At 72.3% G+C, this 16,860-nt stretch carries 16 protein-coding genes; 3 read left to right on the plus strand and 13 right to left on the minus strand.

All coding sequences use genetic code 11. The annotated features are described in order from the left end of the window. Position 1: 1 nt before the first annotated feature. From E2C04_RS01820 to E2C04_RS01835, 5 genes are all read right to left on the minus strand, one after another. Positions 2-196 (minus strand): YiaA/YiaB family inner membrane protein, encoded by a 195-nt coding sequence (locus E2C04_RS01820; RefSeq protein ID WP_229721356.1) that lies wholly within the window; start codon positions 194-196, stop codon positions 2-4. 475 nt (positions 197-671) lie between these two features. Next, the gene (locus tag E2C04_RS18380; RefSeq protein ID WP_202977851.1) at positions 672-851 is read right to left on the minus strand and encodes an AMP-binding enzyme; all 180 of its coding nucleotides are present in this window, start codon (positions 849-851) and stop codon (positions 672-674) included. Next, positions 824-2,122: an AMP-binding protein gene (locus tag E2C04_RS01825; protein ID WP_202977852.1), complete on the minus strand. Its 1,299-nt coding sequence runs from the start codon at positions 2,120-2,122 to the stop codon at positions 824-826. The genes E2C04_RS18380 and E2C04_RS01825 overlap by 28 nt, the downstream gene beginning before the upstream one ends. Positions 2,123-2,393: 271 nt before the next feature. Beyond that, the gene (locus E2C04_RS01830) at positions 2,394-3,308 is read right to left on the minus strand and encodes a hypothetical protein (RefSeq protein WP_145965126.1); all 915 of its coding nucleotides are present in this window, start codon (positions 3,306-3,308) and stop codon (positions 2,394-2,396) included. A 212-nt stretch (positions 3,309-3,520) separates the two neighbouring features. Continuing rightward, positions 3,521-7,138 carry a (Fe-S)-binding protein gene (locus E2C04_RS01835; protein WP_135831312.1) on the minus strand — a complete coding sequence of 1,206 codons (3,618 nt, stop codon included), beginning with the start codon at positions 7,136-7,138 and terminating at the stop codon, positions 3,521-3,523. Between the two features lie 127 nt (positions 7,139-7,265). Here E2C04_RS01835 and E2C04_RS01840 point away from each other — a divergent pair, with 127 nt between their 5' ends. Beyond that, a complete protein-coding gene (locus E2C04_RS01840) occupies positions 7,266-7,619 on the plus strand; it encodes a hypothetical protein (protein ID WP_135831313.1) in 354 nt (117 codons plus the stop codon). Here E2C04_RS01840 and E2C04_RS01845 read toward each other — a convergent pair. Further along, positions 7,609-8,370 (minus strand): IclR family transcriptional regulator, encoded by a 762-nt coding sequence (locus tag E2C04_RS01845; RefSeq protein WP_135831314.1) that lies wholly within the window; start codon positions 8,368-8,370, stop codon positions 7,609-7,611. The two genes, E2C04_RS01840 and E2C04_RS01845, sit on opposite strands and share 11 nt — an antisense overlap. Positions 8,371-8,447: 77 nt before the next feature. Between E2C04_RS01845 and hutH the strand changes: the two genes are divergently transcribed. Next, positions 8,448-10,007: a histidine ammonia-lyase gene (hutH, locus tag E2C04_RS01850; protein ID WP_135831315.1), complete on the plus strand. Its 1,560-nt coding sequence runs from the start codon at positions 8,448-8,450 to the stop codon at positions 10,005-10,007. Here hutH and E2C04_RS01855 read toward each other — a convergent pair. The 6 genes from E2C04_RS01855 to E2C04_RS01880 form a co-directional block, all read right to left on the minus strand. Continuing rightward, on the minus strand, positions 9,896-10,654 hold the full coding sequence (locus E2C04_RS01855; protein ID WP_135831316.1) for a winged helix-turn-helix transcriptional regulator: 759 nt from the start codon (positions 10,652-10,654) through the stop codon (positions 9,896-9,898). The genes hutH and E2C04_RS01855 overlap by 112 nt on opposite strands. A gap of 62 nt (positions 10,655-10,716) precedes the next feature. Continuing rightward, positions 10,717-11,187, minus strand: coding sequence for a hypothetical protein (locus E2C04_RS01860; RefSeq protein ID WP_135831317.1), 471 nt, complete (start codon positions 11,185-11,187; stop codon positions 10,717-10,719). Between the two features lie 29 nt (positions 11,188-11,216). Beyond that, on the minus strand, positions 11,217-11,768 hold the full coding sequence (locus E2C04_RS21755; RefSeq protein ID WP_371870073.1) for an antibiotic biosynthesis monooxygenase: 552 nt from the start codon (positions 11,766-11,768) through the stop codon (positions 11,217-11,219). Between the two features lie 118 nt (positions 11,769-11,886). Continuing rightward, complete coding sequence (locus tag E2C04_RS01870; RefSeq protein ID WP_135831319.1) at positions 11,887-12,387, minus strand: TetR family transcriptional regulator C-terminal domain-containing protein; 501 nt, start codon at positions 12,385-12,387, stop codon at positions 11,887-11,889. A 118-nt stretch (positions 12,388-12,505) separates the two neighbouring features. Further along, complete coding sequence (locus E2C04_RS01875) at positions 12,506-13,786, minus strand: methyltransferase family protein (RefSeq protein WP_135831320.1); 1,281 nt, start codon at positions 13,784-13,786, stop codon at positions 12,506-12,508. Between the two features lie 3 nt (positions 13,787-13,789). Further along, entirely contained in the window at positions 13,790-14,698 is a 909-nt protein-coding gene (locus E2C04_RS01880; protein WP_135831321.1) for a hypothetical protein, read from the minus strand. Between the two features lie 135 nt (positions 14,699-14,833). Here E2C04_RS01880 and hutU point away from each other — a divergent pair, with 135 nt between their 5' ends. Further along, a complete protein-coding gene (gene hutU / locus E2C04_RS01885) occupies positions 14,834-16,519 on the plus strand; it encodes a urocanate hydratase (protein ID WP_135831322.1) in 1,686 nt (561 codons plus the stop codon). A 111-nt stretch (positions 16,520-16,630) separates the two neighbouring features. Here the strand turns inward: hutU and E2C04_RS17970 are convergent, their stop codons facing one another. Then, complete coding sequence (locus E2C04_RS17970; RefSeq protein WP_170213479.1) at positions 16,631-16,774, minus strand: hypothetical protein; 144 nt, start codon at positions 16,772-16,774, stop codon at positions 16,631-16,633. Between the last annotated feature and the right edge of the window lie 86 nt (positions 16,775-16,860).

Raw genomic sequence — 16,860 nt, forward strand, 5'->3', positions numbered from 1 at the left:
CTCAGGCGACCTGCTTGAACGGGTCGTGCTCGGCCAGCAGACGGTCGATGCGCGCCTGGTCGAGGCGGTGGTGCACGGCCTGGTTCTCCTGGTTGTCGCGCACGACCTTGGCGAGCGTGAAGGTCGAGGAGACCAGGAAGAGCGACGTCATCCCGAGGAAGGCGCGCGCCCACGGGTCGAGGGGGAGGAAGAGCACTGCCCATGCGACGCCGAGGAGGGCGACGTGAAGGCGATGACGGCCTGCACGAAGAAGGCCTGGGTGTTCTTGGCGGAGGGCGAGTTCTTGTCCATGCGCACCACAGTGGCCCGCCGGCGCAGGCCGGCAGATCCGTGCAGGTACTCATTCGCCCTGGGTGGGCCACCTCAGACGAAGAGGTGGCCCCCGCGGGTTCCTCGACACGGCGGGGGGAGGGGATGCGTGTCGAGTCCGCGGGGGCCGTGGCGCTGCGTCTCCGGGGTCGGCGGTCGTGGGGAGTCCGCCGCGGTGACGCGCGCCGTCCGGGGTCCCCCTGCTGGGGGAGGCGGGGTGGGCCTTGGGTCAGACCTTGCGCAGCTCGTGCTTCATGACCTTGCCCGTGGAGGTGCGCGGGAGGCCGTCGGCGAAGACGATGTCGCGCGGCACCTTGTAGCCGGCGATCCACTCGCGGGCGTGGCGACCACCTCGGCGACGGTCAGCTCGGCGCCGTGCTCGGTGATGACGAAGGCGCGGGCCGCTCGCCCCACTTCTCGTCGGGCACGCCGACCACGGCGACGTCGACGATCTGCGGGTGGCGCAGCAGCGCCTGCTCGACCTCGACGGTGGAGATGTTCTCGCCGCCGGAGATCACGATGTCCTTGGCCCGGTCGCGCACCTGGATGTAGCCGTCGGGTGCATGACGCCGAGGTCGCCGGTGTGGAACCAGCCGCCGTGGAAGGCCTCCTCGGTGGCGTCGGGGTTGCGGAAGTAGCCGAGCATGATGTTGTTGCCGCGCAGCACGATCTCGCCCATCGTCTCGCCGTCGGCCGGCACGTCGTTCATGTCGAGGTCGACGACGCGGGCACGCTCGGCCTGGACCATCCCGACGCCCTGGCGCGAGAGCAGGTTGGCGCGCTCGGAGGCGGCCAAGGTGGGCCAGCCCTCCTGGTGCTCGCAGATCGTGAAGGGGCCGTAGCTCTCGGTCAGTCCGTAGACGTGGACGACGTGGATGCCGATCTCCTCGAGCGCCGCGATCACGGTCGGGGCGGGCGGGGCGCCGGCGGTGGTGATGCGCAGCGGGCGGTCGAGGGCGTGGGCCTGCTCGGCGCCGGCGATCGTGGTGCAGACGGCCGGGGCGCCACAGATGTGGGTGGTGCCGAGGTCGTCGATCGCGTGCCACACGGCCTCGGCGCGCACCTCGCGCAGGCAGATCTGGGTGCCGCCGGCGGCGGTCACGGCCCAGGCGGTGCACCAGCCGTTGCAGTGGAACATCGGCAGCGTCCACAGGTACTTCGACTCCGGCGTGAACTGGTTGTGCACGACCGAGCCCATCGACGCCAGGTAGGCGCCGCGGTGGGAGTACATAACGCCCTTGGGGGTGCCGGTGGTGCCGGAGGTGTAGTTGATCGAGATGACGCCCTGCTCGTCGGCGACCTCGTAGGGCAGCGGCTGCTCGACGGGGGACGCGACGTACGACGCGTAGTCGCCGGTGACCTCGGCGCTGCCGGAGGGCGCCAGGCCCGACTCGGAGTCGTTGACCTCGACGACCTTGCCCAGCGCCGGGACCAGCTCGCGGATGCCCTCGACGCGCTCGACCAGCTCGGTGTCGACGAGCAGGACCCGCGCCTCGCAGTGGTTGAGGATCTGGGCGATCTCGGGGCGGGTCAGGCGCGTGTTGAGCGCGACCAGCACCGTGCCGGCCAAGGGCGCGGCGAAGTGGGCGAAGATCGACTCGGGCACGTTGGGGGTCAGCACCGCGACCCGCTCGCCGGGCGCGACGTCGCGCTTGAGGGCCGCCGCGAGCGACTGGACCTCGTCGGCGAACTCGGCGTACGTGTAGCTGCGCCCACCGTGCAGCACCGCGGTCTTGTCGGGGAAGACCTCGGCGGAGCGCTCGAGGAAGCGCAGCGGGGTGAGGGCGGAGTGGTTCGCGGGCGTGGTCGACACAGGGGGCTCCGTGGGGGTACGGGGAAACGTCAACGGTGGCGGGCGGGAGACCTGCTGGGGGACAGGTCTCGCGGTGCCACGCGCGCGGCAGCGTCGACGCGCGTGGGACGAGCGTACGAACGCAGCCCCCCGGACCTCCAGCGAGTTGCGCCGAGAAGTCCGAGGGCTGCGACGAGTGGTCACCAGGGCAGGTCCGTGTCCGCTGCCGAGTGTGCAGAAGATGTCGGTAGCACCCGGCTGAGCGGCATCCTCTGCACACTCACCACTGCACTCACCTCTGCACTCGGGGCCAGAGCAGGTGCCGCCCCGCGGCAGTGAGTGCCGACGTACGCAGCAGCTCGTGCCAGGCGTCGATCCTGCGGCGGTCACTGGCTCGGCCCAGGCTCCGGTCGACGTCGGCCAGCACCTCCTCGGGGCGACGCAGCAGGTCGACGGCGGAGTAGCCACGTCGTACCCAACCTGCAGCCTCCAGGTGCCGGGAGCGCCGCAGGTCCGAGCGCTGGCGCGCGACCTCCAGGTGGTGGTGGCCGTCGTACTCGTGCAGCACCCGAGTGCCGTCGAGCCGCAGGTCGCCCCGGGCGACGAAGTGGCCCTGTGCGTCACGCACCTCGAACTGCGGCGTCACGTCGGCGCCCACGCTCCGGTGGAGCTCGCGCAGCACCGTCTCCCAGGGCGACTCGGAGCGGGCGTCGGCCCTCGACAGCAGGCGCCTGAGGCGTGGCGCGCCGGGGCGCCCCCGCAAGGCCACCTGGTCCAGTGCGGCGGATGTGACCAACCGTTGGTGCAACGCGGAGTCGAGCGCCATGAGGGCGTCGAGGTCGCCGAGGTCGCGGCACAGGGCCAGTACGACGTCCGCGGCGGGTGCCACCGGGAGTCCCTGCGCCATGAGGGGCGTCCCGCTCTGGTGGGATCTGGTTGCCCGCAGTCCGCGACGACGTACGGGGTGGGCGGCAGGCGGCAGGGCGACCACCGTGACCAGGTCGTCGGGCAGCGGGGGCAGCCAGAGGCCGAGCAGGCGAGCGGCAGTGACGTGGGTGAAGCAGGCGTCCGGGGGCAGGACCCCTAGCCAGGCCCGGAGAGTGGCCAGCTCGGGCGCCGGGGCGTCCTTGCGGCGGTGGGCTCCGCGGGTCACGCGGAGGAAGGCCACCCCTGCCCGTTGTCCGCTGCGCGTCGTACGCATCTCCATACGGGCAGGCTGGCCTGCGTGAGGGGTCGCCGGTGGTGGCCCGGGCTCGCCGTGGGGAGAACGGTGCTCTGTGTGTGCCCGGCGGCCTCCGATTCACCCACGAGTGTGCAGAAGATGTCGTCGGGGCTTCGCTGAGCGACATCATCTGCACACTCGCCAGAACGCAGAAGGCCGCCACCCAGGTCGGGTGGCGGCCTTCTGCGTCTGACGGATCAGAGGTCGAACAGCGACTTCGCTCCGTGGATGTCGGCGTCCGTACGCGGCGTGTGCGCCTCGCCGTTGGAGACCGGCGCCGCGGGGGCGGCCGGCGCCTCGCTAGGTGCCTCGGTGGCCGGTGCCTCGGCCGCGGGTGCCTCCTCGACGGGTGCCTCCTCGGCCGGAGCCTCAGCCGCGGGTGCCTCCTCGGCCGGCGCCTCCTCCACCGGAGCGGCGGCAGCAGCGGCCGGGGCGGCAGCAGCCGGAGCTGCAGGAGCCACGGTGCCCGGGGCGACCTGGACGGCACCGTCGGGCGCCTCGATGTCGAAGAGCGACGAGGCGTTGTGGATGTCGACGTCCGTACGCGGCGTGCTCACCGCACCCGAACCAGCCACCGGGGCGGCTGCGGGAGCAGCGGCCGCAGGCGGAGCAGCCGGAGCAGCCTCGGTCGCAGCGGGCGTCTCAGCCTTCGGAGCCTCAGCCTTCGGAGCTTCAGCCACGGGGGCCTCCGCCGGAGCAGCGGGAGCCTCATCAGCCGGAGCGGCAGCCGGAGCGGCAGCGGCAGGGGCCACGGTGCCGGCGGCGACCTGGACCGCGCCGTCGGGCGCCTCGATGTCGAAGAGCGACGAGGCGTTGTGGATGTCGACGTCCGTACGCGGCGTGCTCACCGCACCCGAACCAGCCACCGGGGCGGCTGCGGGAGCGGCAGCCGGGGCCGGAGCAGCTGCGGCGGGAGCCGGAGCCTCCGCAGCAGGCGCCTCGGCCTTGGGGGCCTCAGCCTTCGGAGCCTCGGCGGCGGGAGCAGCAGGAGCTGCCGGAGCCTCCGTCGGGGCCGCGATGTCGAAGAGCGACCCGCCGGCGTTGAGGTCCTGCGCCGGAGCGGCGGGAGCGGCAGGCGCAGCCTCGGTCGTGGCCGGCTCGGCCTTCGCCTCGGCCGGGGCCGCAGCCGGAGCCTCGGTCGGGGCGACGTCGAAGAGCGACCCACCCGCGTTGAGGTCCTGAGCCGGGGCAGCCTTCGCCTCGGCCGGCTTGGTCTCGGCCTTCTCCTCCGCCGCCGGAGCCACGTCGAAGAGCGAGCCGGAGCCCAGGTCAGCCTTCGCCTCGGCCGGCTTGGCCTCGGCCTTCTCCTCAGCGGCCGGAGCCACGTCGAAGAGCGAGCCACCGGCAGCCGGAGCAGCCGCAGCGGGCTTGGTCTCCTCGGGAGCCGGGGTGTCGAAGAGCGAGCTCGACGCCTTGGCGTTCGCGCCCACCTCGTCCGGGGCGGTGACGGTGTTCTCGGTCTGGGTGACGTCCCCGACCTCGGGCTCGTCCTTGACCTCCTCGTCGCCCTTGGCGGTCGACTTGGCGGTCGCGCCGGCAGCGGCAGCCTCCTGGGCCGCGCCGCGTACGGCCTTGGTCGCCTGCTCGCCCTTGACCGAGGCCAGCAGCATCTGCGCGACGTCGAGGACCTCGACGGCCTCGTCGGCACGGCCAGCAGCCTGCTCGGCGGTCAGGCCGTCGGCCAGCATCACGCGGCAGAAGGGGCAACCGACGGCGATCTGGTCGGCACCGGTGGCGACGGCCTCCTGGGTGCGGTTGACGTTGATCCGCTCGCCGAGGGTCTCCTCCATCCACATGCGGGCACCACCGGCGCCACAGCAGAAGGACCGCTCGTTGGCGCGCTCCATCTCGACGTACTCGACGCCGGGAAGGATCTCGAGCAGCTCGCGCGGCGGGGTGTACACCTGGTTGTGGCGACCCAGGTAGCACGGGTCGTGGTAGGTGATCGAGCGCTTGGCGGCGCCGACGCCGTCCTTCATCGGGGTCAGCTTGCCCTCGCGCACGAGGCGGTTGAGCAGCTGCGTGTGGTGGATGACCTCGAGCTCGATGCCGAAGTCCTTGTACTCGTTCTTCAGCGTGTTGAAGCAGTGCGCACAGGTCGAGACGACCTTCTTGACCTTGAACTCCTTGAACGTCTCGACGTTCTGCTGGGCCAGCGACTGGAAGAGCATCTCGTTGCCGGCGCGGCGGGCGGAGTCACCGGTGCAGGTCTCGCCGTTGCCCAGGACGCCGAAGGAGATGCCGCCGATGTTGAGCAGCTCGGCCACGGCGCGCGTGGTCTTCTTCGCACGGTCCTCGTAGGCGCCGGCGCAGCCGACCCAGAAGAGCCAGTCGACCTCGTCGAGCGACTCGATGGTCTCGCCGACGACGGGCACGTCGAAGTCGAGGTCCTTGGCCCAGTCGAGGCGGGCGTTGGGCGACATGTTCCACGGGTTGCCCTTGCCCTCCAAGCCCTTGAAGAGCTGGTTGAGCTCGGCCGGGAAGTTCGACTCCACCAGCATCTGGTAGCGACGCATGTCCATGATGTGGTCGACGTGCTCGATGTCGACCGGGCACTGCTGAACGCAGGCGCCGCAGGAGGTGCACGACCAGAGGACGTCCTCGTCGATGACGAAGTCGCCGCCCTCGGGGTTGTAGAACCAGTCGGTGACCTCGGTGGTCGAGCCGGAGGCAGCGTCCTGGTCGCCCTTCCCGATCAGCGAGCGGTTGACGACGCCGGCCAGGGCCGGGTCCTTCTCCAGCAGCGCAGTCGCGGCCTCGGAGCCCTCGCCACCGGCGTTGATGTAGGGCGCCTTGGCGTAGGCGTGCTCACGCAGGCCCATGACGAGCAGCTTGGGGGAGAGCGGCTTCTCGGTGTTCCAGGCGGGGCACTGCGACTGGCAGCGGCCACACTCGGTGCAGGTGGTGAAGTCGAGGATGCCCTTCCAGGAGAAGTCCTCGATCTTGCCGACGCCGAGGACGGTCTCCTCGTCCATGTCGTCGAGCGCGTCCAGCGTGAACGGCTTGCCGTCGACGACGAGCGGCTTGATCGCGCCGAGCGCGGTGCCGCCGTCTTCCTCACGCTTGTAGAAGATGTTGAACCAGGCGGTGAAGCGGTGCCACGCGACACCCATGGTGAGGTTGCTGGAGATCACCATCAGCCAGATCATCGCGGAGACGATCTTGATCATCGCGATCGTGTAGATGACGTTCTCGAGGCCCTGCTCGCTGTCGGGCCAGAGCCCGGAGAAGAGCTGCGAGACGGGGAACTCCCAGCCGCTGATCTCCTTGTCGGTGTGGTTCTGGAAGAGCTTGTACTCGGCGCCACGGATGAAGAGGATGGCCGACGACTCGAGCAGCACCATGAACTCGACGAAGTACGCCTGCCACATCGTCGAGCCGAAGAAGCGGCTGCGGCGGCCGTTGGCCGACGGACGGTTGCGCAGGCGGTAGATGATCAGCGGGACGATCGCCAGCGTGCCGAGGAGGCCGAGGAACTCGGCGATCCAGGTGTAGAGCGGCCAGTGGCCGAAGATCGGGAGCGCGAAGTGCGAGTCGAAGAGCTGCCCGTACGCACCCATGACCGCGGTGGCCAGCACGATGAACGCGGCGAACGCGAACCAGTGCAGGATGCCCACCCACGTCCACTGGAGCATGCGCGTGTGGAGCACCGTCTCCTTGAGCATGGTGAGCAGGCGACCCGTGGGGTTGCCGCTGCGGTTGTAGGCCGGCTGACCGATCTTGATGACGCTCAGCATGTGCCGGACGGCCATCACGGTCATGGCGACACCCACGACCGTGAAGGCCAGTGAGATGACGATCGCTGCGATCTGCATGGTGGGGGAGCTCCTCGTTCGGGCGTGACACGCACCACGAACTCTATGTCGGGGGTCCGACAGTCAGTTCGGTGGCGCGTGGGATGGATACTACCCAGCGGTAACCTTTCTGCGTCATCATGTGGCGATGACCACGCCACCGGTTCGCCCACGCGCCCTCACCCACCAGGCCGTCGCCCTCGCCGTGAGCCTCCTGGACCAGGTCGGCGTCTCCGGCCGGCTGCCCGGCTCCGCAGTCAAGGTCGGGACGCCGATGGAGGTGGTCGGCGACACCAGCACGACGTACCTCTACCCGTTCGGCACCTCCGGTGAGGAGGGCGCCGCCCCCTACCTCCTCGTGCACAACCTGCCGCTCACGTGCGGCGTCGTACGCGTGCCCGAGGGCGAGACCGGTGCCGGTGCCTGGCGCATCGAGCTCGACAAGCCGGTCGCCGACTACGTCGCCTCGGGCGGCCTGCGCGAGTTCACGGTCACGGACTGACGCCCCGCAGCCGCCGCGACAGCAGCTCCGCCGTGCGTACGACGGCAGCCGCGATCCGCGCCTGCTCGCCTGCCGCGACCTCGTCGGGGTAGGTGACCGCCAGCCCGGCCACCGGCAGGTGGTTGTGGTCGAGCACCGGCGCGGCCACCGACGCCAGGCCGGGGGTGACCTCGCCCGACTCGGTCGCCCACCCGCGCTGCCGCGTCTCCTGCAGCAGCGGGCGCAGCGCGCTCAACGACTGCGGCCCCACGCCGGTCCGGTCGACGAAGGCGTCGCGGTCGGGGTAGAGCGCCCGCACCTGGGCGGCGGGCAGTGCCGAGAGGATCGCCCGTCCGCTCGCGGTGAGGTGGGCGGGCAGGCGTACGCCGACGTCGGTGACCAGCGGCGGCCTACCCGGCGCGCGCTCCTCGATGACGTAGAGGACGTCGCGCCCGTGCGGCACGGCCAGGTGGGCGCCGTGGCCGACCGCGTCGACCAGCGCCGCGAGCGGGCGGCGGGCCAGCCGCTGCAGCGGCTCCTGCCGGGTGAAGCCCGAGCCCACCTCGAAGGCCGCGACGCCGAGCCCGTAGCGGTGGTCGTCTGCCAGGTGGACGACGAATCCTTCCTCGATCATCGCCGTGAGCAGGTGGTAGGCGGTCGAGCGCGGCAGGTCGACCGCGCGCATGATCCGCTCCAGCGGCACCGGGTCGGCCTGCGTGGCGAGGAAGCGCAGGACGCGGAGCGTACGCGTGGCGGCGGGGACCTGGCTCATGCGCCGAGTCTCGGATCCGAGACGCCCGGCGTCAACGGTGACCCGCCGCGCCCGGGCGCCCGACGCACGATGGAGCCATGCAGACCACCACCCCCCACGTCCGGGTCGGCACCGGCCCTGTCTCCTTCACCGAGCTCGTCGCCGTCGCCCGCCACGGCGCCGGCGTGACCCTGGCCGACGACGCCGTCGCCGCGATCGAGCGGGCCCGCGGCGTCATCGACACGCTCGCCGAGGCCGAGACCCCCTCCTACGGCGTCAGCACCGGCTTTGGGGCGCTGGCCACCCGGCACATCCCCGTGGAGCTGCGCGCCCAGCTGCAGCGCTCGCTGGTCCGCTCGCACGCCGCCGGCTCCGGGCCCGAGGTGGAGCGCGAGGTGGTCCGCGCGCTGATGCTGCTGCGGCTGTCGACGCTCGCGACGGGGCACACCGGCGTACGCATGCCCACCGCGCAGCTGATGGCCGACCTGCTCACCCACGGCATCACCCCGGTCGTGCGCGAGTACGGCTCGCTCGGCTGCTCCGGCGACCTGGCGCCGCTCTCGCACTGCGCGCTCGCGCTGATCGGCGAGGGCGAGGTGCGTGACGCCGCCGGCGAGCTGATGCCCGCGGCGCAGGCGCTGGCCGCCGCCGGGCTGGAGCCCGTCGAGCTCGCCGCCAAGGAGGGACTGGCGCTGATCAACGGCACCGACGGGATGCTCGGCATGCTGGTGATGGCGATCAGCGACCTCGACCTGCTGCTGCGCACCGCCGACGTCGCTGCGGCGATGAGCGTCGAGGGGCTGCTCGGCACCGACCGGGTCTTCGCGCCCGACCTCCAGGCCGTTCGCCCGCACCCCGGCCAGGCGGCCTCCGCCGCCCACCTCCTCGCGCTGCTGGAGGGCTCCGAGGTTGTCGCGTCGCACCGTACGCCGGACTGCACGCGCGTCCAGGACGCGTACTCGCTGCGCTGCTCGCCGCAGGTGCACGGCGCCGCCCGCGACACCGTCGACCACGCCCGGCTGGTCGCCGAGCGCGAGCTGGCCTCGGCCGTCGACAACCCGGTCGTGCTCGGCGACCGGGTCGAGTCCAACGGCAACTTCCACGGGGCACCGGTGGCCTACGTGCTCGACTTCCTGGCGATCGTCGCCGCCGACGTCGCCTCGATCTCCGAGCGGCGCACCGACCGCTTCCTCGACCCGGCGCGCAACCACGGGCTGCCGCCCTTCCTGGCGCACGACCCCGGCGTCGACTCCGGCCACATGATCGCCCAGTACACCCAGGCCGCGATCGTCTCGGAGCTCAAGCGGCTCGCGGTGCCGGCGTCGGTGGACTCGATCCCCTCCAGCGCCATGCAGGAGGACCACGTGTCGATGGGCTGGTCGGCCGCCCGCAAGCTGCGTCGCAGCGTCGACGGCCTGACCCGCGTGGTGGCGATCGAGGTGCTGACCGCTGCCCGCGGCCTGCAGCTGCGGGCACCCCTGCGGCCGGCGCCGGCGACCGGCCGGGTCGTCGAGCTGCTGCGTGAGGCGGGCGTCTCGGAGCCGGGTCAGGACCGCTGGCTGTCGCCCGAGATCGAGGCCGCGGTCGACCTCGTACGCTCGGGTGCGGTGCTCCGCGCAGCCGGCACCGGGGGCACCGGTGGCGCCCCGCTCGGCTGAGCCGGGGCGAGCACCGACTGGCCGAACCACTCCGGCACGCGGCGGGCGACCGCCGGGAGGGCGTCGACCTGGACGCGTCCGCTGCGCAGCGCCTGCGACCAGCCGAGGTCGCCGCGCCAGACGTGGGTGAGGTCGCGCAGCGAGACCCGCACCGTGGCGGTCACCTCGTGGCCGGGGTCGACGTCGCACGACTCCGCCCCGCCGTTCTTCACCACCAGCCACCAGTGGCGACGGCGCGGGGGCAGGTCGATGAACTCGAGCAGCACGCAGGTGGTGCCCGGCGGCCAGAGGTGGGTGGGCACCGTGCGCTGCACGTCCCACATCAGCAGGTGCGGGTCGAGGTCGCCGTCGCCGACGTCCTTGATCCACCGCTGCCCCCACATGCCCAGGTGCATGACGGCGGCGTGCAGGTCGCGGCCGCACTCGGTCAGCTCGTAGCCGAGCTCGGTGCGCGCCACGATGCCGACGCGCTCGAGGGAGCGCAGCCGGGTCGCCAGGAGAGACGGTGACATCCGGGGCACTCCCCGGCGCAGTTCGTTGAAGTGGGTGCTGCCCAGGAGCAGCTCACGGATCACGAGGACGGTCCACCGCTCGTCAAGGAGCTCCATGGCCTTGGCGACGGGACAGAACTGGCTGTACGTGGCCATCCCTCATCCTGACCCCGGCGCGACGGGTCGCGCCAGAGCCAGGATGGGGGAGGCGGGCGTCCTCAGGCGCGGTGGGTGCCGTGCGAGCCGGTGCCGTCCGACGTGTCGTCGTGCGGCGTACGGTCACCGGTCTCCTCGGCGACCGCCTGCTCCTGCGCCACGTCGGGGTCGGCCACGCGGTGGGTGCCGGCGGTGCCGTCGGGGTCGAGCTGGTCGGCCTCACGGAGCCGGTCCTCGTGGCGGGCGGCCTGCTGGAGGTAGTCGGTCTCGGCGTGCTTGGCCCGCTCCTCGGCGTGCTCCGCCTCGCGGCGCAGCTTCTCCGCCTTGAGCTGCTCCTCCTTGGCCCGCAGCTCGGCGTCGGGCAGGACCTGCGCCTGGCGCTCGGCGTGCTGACGCAGCTCGGCAGCCCGCTCCCTCCGCTCGGCGTCGGCCTTCTGCTGCTTCTTCCTGTTCGCGAGCCAGGCGATGACCGCGACGAGCGCGAGCACCACCACGACGGCGACGACGATCCACACGATCTCTGCAGTGTCCATTCCTTCGCCGTACCCCGCCCGGGAGCGCCCTAACCAACGGCGGTACAGATCGTGAACTGGAGGCCGCGCCCGTCGCGGAGCAGCGTGGGTGGTCCGAACCACTGGACCACGCATGGGGGACCACCATGGACACCACCACCTACACCCTCGACACCGCGCTCATGGAGCGGCACCGCGCGATGTGGGCGACCGGCGACGACCCGCGGGTGGCCGCGAGGTCGTCGCGCCGCTCGGCGAGGTGCTTGTCGACGCCGTGGACGTACGCTCCGGCGAACGCGTCCTGGACGTCGCGGCGGGCACCGGCAACGCGGCCGCCCGGGCCGCCCTCGGGCCCGGTCGGCGACCGCGAGCTCCGCGGGCAGCGAGGCGAGCTCGCCGGCCGCGACGGCGGCAGCGTACGCGTCGTGGGCGGGCTCGCTCTCCCACAGCTGCACGGCCGCGACCTCCTCGGGCGTCCGCAGCCCGCCGTACGCCTCGGACTCGAGGCAGCCGGGCAGCGCACGGGTCGCTCGTGCCTCCGCGACCAGGCGCGGGTGCTCGGAGGTGGGCAGGTGGAAGCGCTGCAGGATCCGCAGGTGCACGGGTGGTCCTTCGACGTCGGGAGGCGTGGGCTCCCAGCCTGATCGGGAAGCGCGTCCTGCCAACGGCGGCGTTCTGCCTGCCGGAACGACCCAGCCCAGTCGACTCAGCCCGGAGGGTTCAGCCCAGCGCGCCGAAGATCCTCCGCGCCAGCGGCGCCGGCACCAGCTTCATCGCGCGGTCGAGCAGCGGGGGGAGGCCGCGTACGGCGGCGATCGGGTCGCCGAGCGGCTGCCCCGGCACCGAGCCCAGGGTCATCATCCCGATCGTCGAGGCGGTCAGCGACGCGGTCAGCGCCTCCACGTCGATGGCGCCGCTGAGCTTGCGCAGCGTGAGGATGCGGTCGATGGCCGTCGAGACGGCCTCGTTCCACCGGGCCATGTTGTCGTGCAGCATCCGGGCCATCGCCTCGTCGGTGTGGGCGGCGGCGATGATCGCGCTCAGCATCGCGGCCGAGCCGTCGGTGCGGGCCTTCTCCGCCATCGTCGCCCCCACCCGGTAGAGCTCCTCGAAGCTGCGCACCGAGGTCAGGTCGGCGGTGTAGTCGCCGATCATCGTCAGCGTGGCCCGCTCGTAGGCCTGGTGGAGCAGGCCGTCGACGCCGCCGAAGTGGTAGTGCACCAGGGCCGCGTTGACCCCCGCCTCCCGGCGATGCCGCGGGCGGTCAGCCCCTTGGTGCCGGTGGTCGACGTCAGTCGCACCGCCGCGTCCATCAGGGCGGTCCTGGTCTCGTCGCTGCTCATCGGGGTCCTTGTCGTACGTCGGGTCGTGCGGGGGACAGGTCGCGCGGTCCGAGGCCGGCGGCGTCCGCCACGAGTTGTAGCACCTGCGCCACACCGGGCAGACGCATCCACCATCCCACCCAGGCCCACACGAGGGTGGTCTGCTCGAGCGCGCGGGCGAAGGCGGTGAGCCCGGAGTCGGTGCCGTGGCCGTCCTCCCAGGTCATCCGTCGCAGCGGTCGGGGCGAGCTCTCGGCAGCCCTGCGCTCCAGCCCGGTGGGGTGCAGCGCGTCGAGGGTGGCGCCGGTCGCGGCGCAGAGCTCGCAGGTCTCGCTGACCCACAGCGTCGTCGGGGCCGGCACGTAGGGTCGCCACCGCGGCAGCCAGTTGCGCACCCGGGCGCGGTAGGCGGCGTACGCGGGCCAGCGCGCGCTGAGCGTGCGGTGCTCGTGGCGCTCGGCGAGCACCGCCGAGAAGCTGACGGCGAAGACGACCGCGACCCACAGCAGCGCCGACCCGGAGGACAGGGCCAGCAGGGCCAGCAGCCCGGTCATGCCGAGCTGCATCGGGTTGGCGACGTACGCGTAGGGGCCGGTGGTCACCAGGCGTGCCGGTGGGTCCCAGGGGAACGGCGTCCCGCCGGCCCTGCCCAGCTCGACGACCGCCGAGAGCGCCGGGACGGCGAGGAGCACCGCTGCGGTGAGGAGCATCGAGCGCACCGGCAACGAGTGGTCGACCACGTCGCGCCACCCCAGGCCGTCAGCCTCCAGGGCGAGGTGGGGGAGGAGCCACAGGAAGGTGGCGCCGAAGAGGGCGGCCTGGAGCCCGACGCGCGCCCACAGGCAGCGACGCGCCACGGTCAGGCGGCCGATCACCAGCGCCGGGACGGCCGTGACCGCCAGCAGCAGCGCCTCGCCGACCAGCCAGGAGTCGCCCAGCTCGAGGCCGTGGATCATGCTCACCGCCATCAGGTCGACCCAGGCGAAGCCGACCAACCAGGCCCACCACGGACCGCCGGCGACCACCGGCAGCGCGCCCCACGCCAGGGCCCAGCCCAGGGAGACCTCCATCGGCATCCCGCCCAGCGCGGTCGGGGTGGGGCCGAACTCCCACCACTGCTGGTGCTGCTCGACCAGGAGCAGGCTGACCCAGGCGGTCAGGCTCGCCAGGAAGGCGGCCGGGGCGCGGGTCGCGAGCTCCGCCCGCCGGGAGACGGCCATGACGAGGACCAGCACCAGCGGCACGAGCAGGACGGCGTTGCTGAACCAGGCCACCAGCGTCCAGCCGAGGATCTCCACGGGTCAGTCCAGCCCGGCCAGGAACGCATCGGCCCCGGCGGTCATGAAGAGGTCGCTGACCGGACCGAACCAGAAGGCCGGGTCGAGGTCGCGCTCGAAGGTGATCGCCACCTCGGCGCGGCACCCCGCGTCGGTCTGCTCCCAGCTCAGGCGCCCCTCCTGCAGCGTCACCCAGCGGGTGGTGCGGGCGTCGTCGGCGGTGACGTCGAAGAGGATCGTGTCGTCGGCGCGGGCGCGGACCACGGTGCTGATGCCACCCATCGGCATGGCGAGCTCCCACGTGTCGCCGACCGCCAGGCCGGTGCCCTCGGCCGACTGCGGGGTGGGGTACTGCGCCAGGCGCAGCAGCCAGCCGCGGTCCTCCTGGTCGAAGGCGGGGCCGCGCTCGAGCCCCTCGGCGAACTGGGCGCAGTCGTCGGCGACGACGCGCTCGGCGCTCACCTCCTGCACCGGGTTGATGCGGGTGCCGGGCAGCGCCCCCTCCAGCGCGGCCAGCAGCACCACCCCACCCAGGGCCATCCGGTGGCCGATGCTGCGCGCCGCCTTGACCAGCGCCCAGATCCCGAAGGCCAGTCCGTAGACCAACGGGCTGACGATCAGCACGCAGAGCGCGCCCTCGTGGAGGAAGGCGGAGACCAGGAGCAAGGTCACCGTGATCACCTGGAAGAGCTGCGCGCCGCTGTCGTCCGACGGCATCACGCCGACCACCACGGCCAGCAGCACCGGGACGCCGACGAAGAAGAGGGCGGTGTCGAGGCGGCCGATGGCGCCGGCCAGGAGGGTCGCGGCCACGGCCACGGGGATGGCCGCGGTCAGCATCAGGGTGAGCCGGGCCCGGAACGGGCTGCTCCCGGCGGGCGGCTCCTCGTGGTCGGGAGCAGGGTACGGGTCGGTGTCGAGGTCGCGTGTCATGGGTTGACCATATGTTTAAAACATATGTTCAAACAAGTGGAACGCTCGGACTCGCCCCTACCCGTCTCGGATCCGAGACGCACGGCGCTGGCGACTCACTTCCCCAGCCGCCGCCGGAGCGGTTGCATGGCAGGCATGACCAGCAACCCGCGCCTCCCGATCCACGCCGCCACCGGCACCGAGCTGAGCGCCCGCTCCTGGCAGAGCGAGGCCGCGCTGCGGATGCTGATGAACAACCTCGACCCGGCCAACGCGGAGCGCCCCGAGGACCTCGTGGTCTACGGCGGCACCGGGCGTGCGGCGCGCAGCTGGGAGGCGTACGACGCCCTCGTGCGCACGCTGCGCACGCTCGCCGACGACGAGACCATGCTGGTCGCCTCGGGCAAGCCGGTCGGGGTGATGCGCACCCACGAGTGGGCGCCGCGGGTGCTGATCGCCAACTCCAACCTGGTCGGCGACTGGGCCAACTGGGAGGAGTTCCGCCGGCTCGAGGAGCTCGGGCTGACGATGTACGGCCAGATGACTGCGGGGTCGTGGATCTACATCGGCACCCAGGGGATCCTCCAGGGCACCTTCGAGACCTTCGCCGCGGTGGCTGACCGGCTCGCGGCCTCTGGCCGCTTCCCGCACAGCCACGGGACGCTGGCCGGCACGATCACGCTGACCGCCGGCCTCGGCGGGATGGGCGGGGCGCAGCCGCTCGCCGTCACCATGAACGACGGCGTCGCGATCTGCGTCGAGGTCGACCAGTCGCGCATCGAGCGCCGCATCGAGCACCGCTACCTCGACGTGCAGGCCGACTCGTTGGAGCACGCCCTCTCCCTGGCCGAGGCGGCCCGCGACGCGCGGAAGCCGCTGTCGATCGGCCTGCTCGGCAACGCTGCCGAGGTCTTCCCGCGGCTGCTCGAGATGGGTGCCCCGATCGACGTGGTCACCGACCAGACCTCGGCGCACGACCCGCTCTCCTACCTGCCGCTGGGCGTCGACGTGGCCGACTGGCACGAGGAAGCGCGCCGCGACCCGGCCGGCTTCACCGAGCGGGCGCGGGCGTCGATGGCCGCCCACGTCGCCGCGATGGTCGGCTTCCTCGACGCCGGCGCGGAGGTCTTCGACTACGGCAACTCGATCCGCGACGAGGCCCGCAAGGGCGGCTGCGCGCGCGCCTTCGACTTCCCCGGCTTCGTGCCGGCCTACATCCGGCCGCTCTTCTGCGAGGGCCGCGGCCCCTTCCGGTGGGCGGCGCTCTCGGGCGACCCGGCCGACATCGCCGCCACCGACCGTGCCGTGCTCGAGCTCTTCCCCGACAACGAGCGGCTGCACCGCTGGATCACCATGGCCCAGGAGCGGGTCTCCTTCCAGGGGCTGCCCGCCCGGATCTGCTGGCTCGGCCACGGCGAGCGCCACCTGGCCGGCCTGAAGTTCAACGAGATGGTGCGCAGCGGCGAGCTGAAGGCCCCGATCGTGATCGGGCGCGACCACCTCGACTGCGGCTCGGTGGCCTCGCCCTACCGCGAGACCGAGGCGATGAAGGACGGCTCCGACGCCATCGCCGACTGGGCTGTGCTCAACGCCCTGGTCAACACCGCCTCGGGCGCCAGCTGGGTCTCCTTCCACCACGGCGGCGGCGTCGGGATGGGCCGCTCGCTGCACGCCGGGCAGGTCTGCGTCGCCGACGGCACCGACCTGGCCGCGCAGAAGCTGGAGCGCGTGTTGACCAACGACCCCGAGATGGGCGTCATCCGCCACGTCGACGCGGGCTACGAGCGGGCCGAGGAGGTTGCGCACGCCCACGGCGTACGCGTGCCGATGCGGGAGTCGTGAGGGCACCATCCGCGCCAGCGCCACGGCCCCGGGCACGGCAGAAGGGCCGCACCCGGGGGGAGTGCGGCCCTTCTGAGGGGGGTGGTCTTCTGACGACCCGATGTTCTGCGACTACCAGACCCTGCGGGAGCTACCGCCGATCGGGACGAAGTTCAGGATCAGGCCCACGACGATGAGGATCAGGCCGATCGTGACGAGGATCGACGGGCCGGTGATGAGCCCGAGGATCAGCAGAATGAGACCGAGTACGACCATGGTTCTCTCCTTGGAAAGGTCAGGTGCGCCGGCGGGGACGCCAGCGCTTGACGAGAAGCCTCCCCGTCGCCGAACCGTTCAAACCT

The sequence above is a fragment of the Nocardioides daphniae genome (genome assembly GCF_004777465.1).
In the GTDB taxonomy this organism is placed as follows: domain Bacteria; phylum Actinomycetota; class Actinomycetes; order Propionibacteriales; family Nocardioidaceae; genus Nocardioides; species Nocardioides daphniae.